This window comes from Lysobacter antibioticus, from assembly GCF_000731095.1.
GTDB classification, from domain to species: Bacteria; Pseudomonadota; Gammaproteobacteria; order Xanthomonadales; family Xanthomonadaceae; genus Lysobacter; species Lysobacter antibioticus_B.
The window spans coordinates 26,063-33,584 of the sequence record NZ_JMTZ01000168.1; the positions used below are offsets into that span (position 1 = coordinate 26,063).

A 7,522-nucleotide genomic window follows, 5' to 3' on the forward strand; every position below is an offset into this window, starting at 1 on the left:
GACTCAATCGGCGCCGGGCTTCAGCTGCCGGCGGAAGAAGTCCATGGTACTGCGATGGACCTGAAGCCAGGTCGCGTGGCGCAGGAAGAAATGATCCTCGTCGGGCAGGACCAGGGTCTCGACCGGCACGCCGCGCGCGCGCAGGCGCTCGACCAGGTCGACGCTCTGGGCGAATTTCACCGCGCGGTCGTCGTCGCCGTGCACGAACAGCACCGGCGAACGCCAACTGTCGACGTGCGCCATCGGCGAGGATTGCCAGGCCAGCTCCAGCTCGTCCGGCCCCAGCCCCCACAGGCCGCTGTTGTCGCCGCCCTTGGCGCTCTCGCGCCAATCGTGGACGCCGTGGCGATCGAGCCCGGCCGCGAACAGGTCCGAATTGCGCGCCAGGGCCGAGGCGGTCAGGAAGCCGCCGTAGGAGCCGCCGTAGATGCCGATCCTGCGCGCATCGACGTCGTCGCGCTTGGCCAGATAGGCGTGTGCGGCCAGCACGTCCTGATACTCGCTGAAGCCGCGCGGCCCTTGTTTCTCGGCGCGGCGAAAGGCCTGGCCGTAATTGGTGCCGGCGCGGAAATTCAAGGCCAGCACCACGAAGCCTTGGCTCGCCAGCCACTGATTGCTGGCGTAGTCGGCGTAGTAATAGCTGCCGTAATGCCAGCCCGGCAGCATCTGCCGGACCGGGCCGCCGTGCACGTAGACCAGCGCCGGGCGCTTGCCCTTGAACGAGGCCGGCGGCTCGAACACGGTGGCATGCGAGACCACGCCGTCGCTGGCGCGCAGGCTCAGCGTCTTGGGCTCGACCAGGCGATCGATCGGAAAACGCGCCGGCAACTGCGCCGGGAAGATCCGCCGCACTTCGCCGCCGCTGCGCGGCATCACCGCGATCGCGCTGGGCCGGCGCGCATCGGCATGACGGAAGGCCAACCACTGCCCGCCGGCGACCGCGACCGGCTCGGTCGCGATCTCGTGCTTGCCGGTCAACAGTTTCTGCGCGGCGCCCTTGGCGTCGACCGCGAACATCTGCCGGTAATCGAGTTCGGCGCAGTTGCCGCTGAAGAAGAAGCCGCCGTCCTCGGCCAGCACGCTGGTTTCGGCTTCGCATTCGCCGCGGCTCAGAGCGACCGGCTCGCCGCCGTCGGGCGACAGTGCATACCAATGCAGCCAACCGCTCTGTTCGGAGCTGAACACCAGGCGGTTGTCGCGGCTCCACTGCAGCGGGTCGGTCTCGGCGAACTGGGCATAACCGCCGGCGTGATCGTTGGAACGGAACACGCGCTTGGCCTGGCCCGTGGCGGCATCGGCGACCCAGATCTCGAACACGTTGGCGCGGGTCAGGTCGAACTGCTCGCCGTTGCGCGCGGCGGCCATGCGCAGGAAGGCGATGCGGCGGCCGTCCGGCGACCAGGCCGGATTGCTGTCGCGATTGAAGTCCGCGCCCATCCAGCGCACCGTGCGCGCGGCCAGGTCGAGCACGCCGATGAAGCTGTGGTCGCCGCGGTCGCTGGTGAAACTCAGGAACTTGCCGTCCGGCGAGAACGCCGCCGCACTGTTGCTGCCGCGGGTCTTGATCAGGGCTTCCTTGCACCACTGCGGCGCTTTGCCCCCGGGCACCGCGTAGCAACCGAGCATGCGCCCCTGCACCAACAGCGCGTCGCCCTGCGGCGCAAATTGCATGCCGCGGCCGGAGCCGATGCGTTGCGGCTTGCCGGAACCGTCGCTGGCGACGACCCACACCGCCTGCTCCTGGCCATCGGGATCGCTGGTCGGATTGCTGTTGTTGCCGGCCGCGTCCGGCCCGCTGCCGCGCACGTAGGCCAGCCAGCGGCCGTCGTGGCTGAGCTGCAGAGGGCCGATGGCCTGGCCGTCGTCCTCGTCGTATGCGGTGAGCTTGTGGGGCGCGAAGCCGGGCGCGCGCGCCACCCAGACATTGCGCACGCCTTGATCGTTCGACACCCAGGCCAGCACCGGCGCATCGCTCGCGCCGATCATCTGGTCGGGCCGCGGCACGCTGAGCAGGTCGGCGATGTCCATCGCCGGCTCTGCGGGCGCGGCGACCGCCGCGGCGATCGTGCCCCACGAGAGCGCAACGCCGATCGCGCCGGCCTTGATCCAATGACGTCCCTTGCCCTGATTCATCGCTGCCCCTGCTCGGATCGCCTGCCTGGCGCGCGCTACGCGGCGACGGTCGCCGGGACGTTAGCGCATCAGCACCACTTCCTCGGCGCTGGTCGGATGGATGGCGACCGTGTCGCGCAGGTCGTCGAGAGTGATGCCGCGCTTGAGCGCGACCGCGAAGCCTTGCAGCATCTCGTCGGCGGCCTCGCCGAGCAGATGGATGCCGACCACGCGGCGCTCCTGGCCGACGCAGATCAGCTTGAACAGGCTGCGCTGCGGCGACTCGGCCAGGGCGTACAGCATCGGCCGAAACCCGGCGCGATAGATGTGCAGGTTGTCACCATGTCGTGCCCGCGCCTCGTCCTCGGTCAGGCCGACCCGGCCGATCGGCGGGTGCGCGAACACCACGGTCGGGATGTCGTTCTGGTCGAGCCGGCCCTCGCGGCCACCATAGACGCGGTCCATAAGCCGGCGCGCGGCGGCGATCGCGACCGGGGTCAGTTGGGCGTCGGTGGTGACGTCGCCGACCGCGTACAGATTCGCGACATTGGTCGCATGCAGGTCGTCGACGACGACGTGGCCGCGCGCATCCAGCGCCACGCCGACCCGGTCGAGCCCGATGCGCTCGCTGTTGGGCCGGCGTCCGGTCGCGAACAACACCTGGTCGAAGGCCTCGCTGAGCGCACCGTCGGCGCCGCGCAGGCGCACGCGCGCACCGTCGGCTTCGAGCGCCGCGACCGCGTGGCCGAAATGCAGGCGCACGCCGTTCTGGCGGTAGTCCTCGGCCAGCTGGGTGGTCAGTTCGGCGTCGAAAGCTTCGAGCAGGCGCGTGCCGCGCACGAACAATTCTACCTGGCTGCCGAGCGCCTGCAGCAGACCGGCGAGCTCGACCGCGATATAACCCGCGCCGACGATGGCGACGCGCTCGGGCGCGGCGCACCACTGGAAGAAATCGTCCGAGGTCGTGCCCAGTTCGGCGCCCGGGATCTGCGGCTTGACCGCGTGGCCGCCGGTGGCGATCAGGATGCGCGGCGCGCTCAGGCGCGCGCCGTTCTCGCACTCCACCGTATTGGCGTCGAGCAACTGCGCGCGCATCGGCAACACCACGATGCCGGAGGCATCGAGGCGGCGCCGATAACTTTCGTGGATGTTGGCGATATAGCGCTGGCGGTGGACGATGAAGGTCGGCCAGTCGAGCGCGCAGGGCCGTTTCGGATCGGCGTCGATCGAGAACCCCAGCGACTGCGCCATGCGCAGCTTGCCGGCGATGTCGGCGGCCAGCCACATGGCTTTCTTCGGCACGCAGCCGACGTTGACGCAGGTGCCACCGAGCAGCGAAGGCTCGAGCAAGGCCACGCGTGCGCCGTGCTCGGCCGCGCGGAAGGCGCCGGCGAGGCCGCCGGAACCGCCGCCGATCACGATCAGGTCGAAGTGGGTGCGGCTGTCGTCGGCTTCGAGGGGCATGCTTTCGGAGGGCGCGCTTTCATGGGGCCTGCTCATGCGAAGCGCTCCGGTCGATAGGGATGCGGATCGATCGCGGTCTCGCGCCCGGCAATCAGGTCGGCGACGAGTTGGCCGGTGCCCGCGCTCATGCTCACCCCCATCATGCCGTGGCCGGTCGCCAGCCACAGCCCTTCGCAAGCGGGCACGCGGCCGATCAGCGGCACGTCGTCGACGCTCATCGGCCGCCAGCCGTACCAACGCTCGCGTTCGACCGGGCCGACCGGATGGTGCAGGTACTCGGCGGCGCCGCGTTCCAGGGCCGCCAGCCGGCGCGGGTTGAGGCTCTCGTCGTAGCCGGAGAATTCCATGGTGCTGCCAAGGCGGAACCCGCTGTCCCACATGGTCACGCAGACCTTGCGCTCGCGCAGCACCACCGGCCGGCGCGGCATCAACGGCGGGCGGTCGTAAGTGATCGAATAGCCCTTGCCCGGCTGCATCGCGCGCTGCAGCGACGGCAGGCCGATGGCGTCGGACAGCTTCGGCGTCCAGGCGCCGACCGCGACGACCACGTCGCGTGCGCGCAGCAGGCCCAGGCTGGTGTCGAGTTCGATGTGCGCACCCTCGCGACGCAAGTCGCGCAGCGCGCATTGCTCGGTGAAACGGCCGCCGTGCTCGCGCACGGTACGCGCGAGCTCGGCGACGTAACGGTCGGGCCGCAGCACGGCGTCGTGGTCGAAACGGATCGCGCCGGCGACCCCGGGCTTGAAGGCCGGGTCCTGCGCCTCGTAGGCGGCGCCGTCCAGCAGGCTCACGCCGATGCCGAACTCGCGCAGCAGATCGAGTTCGAGCTGGCCGCTGGCGAAGGCCTTGGCGTCGCGGAACACGTAGTCGACGCCGGCGGTGTCGAATTCGCACACCAGGCCGTAGCGCCCGACCCAGCTTTCCAGGCGTTCGCGCGAATCGTTGAGTAAGGCCGACTTGGCCTGTGCGCTGGCCCGCCAATCGCGGTCGTTGCAGCGCGCGGCGAAGCGCAACAGCCAGCCCCACAACTGCGGATCGAGCTTGGGATGCACGTACAGCGGCGCATCCGGGGTCAGCATCCAGCGCAGGGCCTGGGCGATCACGCCCGGCGCGGCCAGCGGCGTCGCATGGCTCGGAGTGATGGTGCCGCAATTGCCGTGCGAGCTGCCGCCGCCGATGCGTCCGGCGTCGATGACCCGCACCGAGCGTCCGCTTTCCAGCAGGGCAAGGGCGCAGGTCAGGCCGATCACGCCCGCGCCGATCACGATCACGTCTTCGCCGCCCGTGGCGGCCGTCCGCTGTTCCACCCCACCCACCTGTGCTTCGCGCATTTGCCCTGTCAGCCAGTCCGGTTCGTTGTCGCGTGGCCGGGCCGCAGCGCTGCCGCCGCGGCCCCGGGTGCCGCCGGGAACCGCTCGGCACGTTCCGCATAGTACTAAGACTGGGCCGCGGCGAGCGCCGCCGGTTTTGCGGCTTGGGGCGGGCGGCGCCTCGTTGCGCCTCGGTTGAGGCGGCTGCACAGCGAACGGAAGGCTGCGATCCATCGATGCCGACCGCATTGCCGGGCCGATCCCCTACAGCAGCGCATGCTCGGCCGCAGCGCAGCGCAGCGAGGCGCCGACACCGCCGCCGCTGCGCATCGAGCCGGAAATCCGCCACCGCTCCGGTTGCGTTTTGGCCCATCGCGCCGGTTCTGTGACCAAGCGCGAAATGCGCCTCGCCGTTACGTGACCGCTCGCACCGATTTTTCATTCAAGCACAGCGGGCCGGCAGCCTAACGTCACTCCAGGCCCACCGTCCGACTCATGCAGACGCCACCGCCGCACATCGGGCAGGCCGATCCCTCCAAGCCGAACGTCCCTCGTCTCAGCCGACGAAGGGCGCCGCCGGAGGCTGCGAAAAAGCAATGACAGCACCTCACAAAACACGACCGTTACCTTCATTAGGGGATTCACCCATGCAACTGAAGACCGCCGTATTGAGCACCGCCATCGTCGGCGCCATCGCCGTCCTGGCGACTGTGTCCCTGTCGAGCTCGGGTTCGACCACGCTTGCCGCCGCGCCCGCCACCGCGCCTGCGGCCGCCGCCACGACCGCCCACGCCGCTGCCGTCGCCGCCACCCGCGTCGCCACGCCGCATGTGGCGCAGGCACCGAGCCAGCTCGCCGTCGGCGCGCGCCCGGGCAGCGACCTCCTCGCCGCTTCGACCTCGCCCGAACAGGCCGCCGCTTCGCCAGCTGCGCAACGCGCGCGCGGCCTGCTGGAGACCGTCGCCGCCGATGAAGTACATCGCGCCAAGGCCGATGGTTTCGTCGCCCGCGACGTCATGATCGACCGCGACGGCACCGAGCACGTGCGCATGGAACGCACCTATCGCGGCCTGCCCGTGGTCGGCGGCGACCTGGTCGTGCATTCGCGCAACGGCGAGCTGAAGTCGATCAGCCAGGGCGACAACATGCGCAGCTTCGGGCGCCCCGCGATCGAGCCGAAGATCAGCGCCGAACAGGCCAAGGTCGAAGCCGGCGCCGCATTCGACGGCACGGTCACGGCGATGACGCCGGCCGCCCTGGTGATCTTCGCCCGCGGCACCGAGCCGACCCTGGCCTACCAAGTCGACGTCACCGGCGAGCGCCGCAACGACCCGGCGCCGGGCCTGATCAGCTACTACCTCGACGCCGCCACCGGCAAGCTGCTGCAGGAAGACGACCGCGTCCATTCCGCCGCCGCCAACGGCACCGGCAAGACCCTGACCCTGGGCAACGTCGGCCTGGTCAGCAATTCGATCAGCGGCGGCTACACCCTGACCGACCCGACCCGCGGCAACGGCCAGACCCTGGATGCGCGCAACCAGTCCGGCACCTCGGGCGCGGTCGCCTTCAACGACAGCGACAACGTCTGGGGCAACAACACCACCTCCGACCGCGCCTCGGCCGCGGCCGACGCCCATTACGGCGTCGCCGCCACCTTCGACTACTTCAAGAACGTGCACGGCCGCAGCGGCATCTTCAACAACGGCCAGGGCGTGAAGAGTTATGTCCACTACGGCCCGACCAACCTGGTCAACGCCTACTGGACCGGCAGCGCGATGGTCTACGGCGACGGCGACGGCGTGACCTATCGCCCGCTGGTCGCGCTCGACGTCGCCGGCCACGAAATGGCCCACGGCGTGACCGGCGCCACCGCGCGCCTGGGCTACTACAACATCAAGGACAGCGGCGGCCTCAACGAAGCCACCTCCGACATCTTCGGCACCCTGGTCGAATTCAGCGTCGGCAACGCCAACGACCCGGGCGATTATTTGTTGGGCGAAGAGGTCTACATCAACAACCCTGGCGACACCAAGGCGCTGCGCCTGATGTTCAAGCAAGACGCCGACGGCCGCTCGTTCTCGTGCTATCCCGTCGGCGGCTTCACCGCCTCGCAGACCGGCCAGAACGGCAAGTACGACCCGCACCTGAGCTCGGGCGTGGGCAACCGCTTCTTCTATCTGCTCGCCGAGGGCGCGGTGAAGCCGGCCGGCTTCAACTACACCCCCTCGCAACTGGTCTGCAACGGCGACACCGCCATCGCCGGCATCGGCCGCGCCAAGGCCGGCGCGATCTGGTACCGCGCGCTGACCCGTTACTTCGTCTCCAGCACCACCTACCCGCAGGCCCGCACCGCCACCCTGCAGGCCGCGACCGATCTCTACGGCAACACCTCGAACGAGTACAAGGCCGTCGCCCGCGCCTGGAGCGCGGTCTCGGTGAACTAAACCTGCGGTCTGGATGAATCGAGCGTATCGACAGGCCGCCTTCGGGCGGCCTGTCTTCGTTGCGGGGTGGCGAATCCCTATTCGGACGGCGACACCTTCCCCTTTGGACTGCCACCTTCCCTGTAGGAGCGGCGTGAGCCGCGACCGCGGGATGCGCAGCGATGGCATCGCCGTCGTCATCGATCGAAGCGG

4 protein-coding genes are annotated in these 7,522 nt (G+C 69.6%); 1 reads left to right on the forward strand and 3 read right to left on the reverse strand.

Features of this window, described 5'->3' with window-relative positions:
- Positions 1 to 3 precede the first annotated feature (3 nt).
- Genes EX88_RS0123290 through EX88_RS0123300 form a run of 3 tightly spaced genes read right to left on the reverse strand, consistent with a single transcriptional unit; the run spans position 4 to position 4,883 of the window.
- Entirely contained in the window at positions 4 to 2,133 is a 2,130-nt protein-coding gene (locus tag EX88_RS0123290) for a S9 family peptidase (RefSeq protein ID WP_051885477.1), read from the reverse strand.
- A 60-nt stretch (positions 2,134 to 2,193) separates the two neighbouring features.
- The gene (gene gorA / locus EX88_RS0123295) at positions 2,194 to 3,576 is read right to left on the reverse strand and encodes a glutathione-disulfide reductase (protein WP_031374375.1); all 1,383 of its coding nucleotides are present in this window, start codon (positions 3,574 to 3,576) and stop codon (positions 2,194 to 2,196) included.
- A gap of 32 nt (positions 3,577 to 3,608) precedes the next feature.
- Positions 3,609 to 4,883 carry an NAD(P)/FAD-dependent oxidoreductase gene (locus tag EX88_RS0123300; RefSeq protein ID WP_031374376.1) on the reverse strand — a complete coding sequence of 425 codons (1,275 nt, stop codon included), beginning with the start codon at positions 4,881 to 4,883 and terminating at the stop codon, positions 3,609 to 3,611.
- A 650-nt stretch (positions 4,884 to 5,533) separates the two neighbouring features.
- Between EX88_RS0123300 and EX88_RS0123305 the strand changes: the two genes are divergently transcribed.
- Positions 5,534 to 7,330, forward strand: a complete 1,797-nt coding sequence (locus EX88_RS0123305; protein WP_081931402.1) for a M4 family metallopeptidase — start codon at positions 5,534 to 5,536, stop codon at positions 7,328 to 7,330.
- The last annotated feature ends 192 nt before the right edge of the window (positions 7,331 to 7,522 follow it).

Coding starts and splice junctions, on each gene's coding strand:
- EX88_RS0123305 (WP_081931402.1), top strand. CDS start 5,534: ATGCAACTGAAGACCGCCGTATTGAGCACCGCCATCGTCGGCGCCATC.
- EX88_RS0123290 (WP_051885477.1), bottom strand. CDS start 2,133: ATGAATCAGGGCAAGGGACGTCATTGGATCAAGGCCGGCGCGATCGGC.
- gorA (WP_031374375.1), bottom strand. CDS start 3,576: ATGCCCCTCGAAGCCGACGACAGCCGCACCCACTTCGACCTGATCGTG.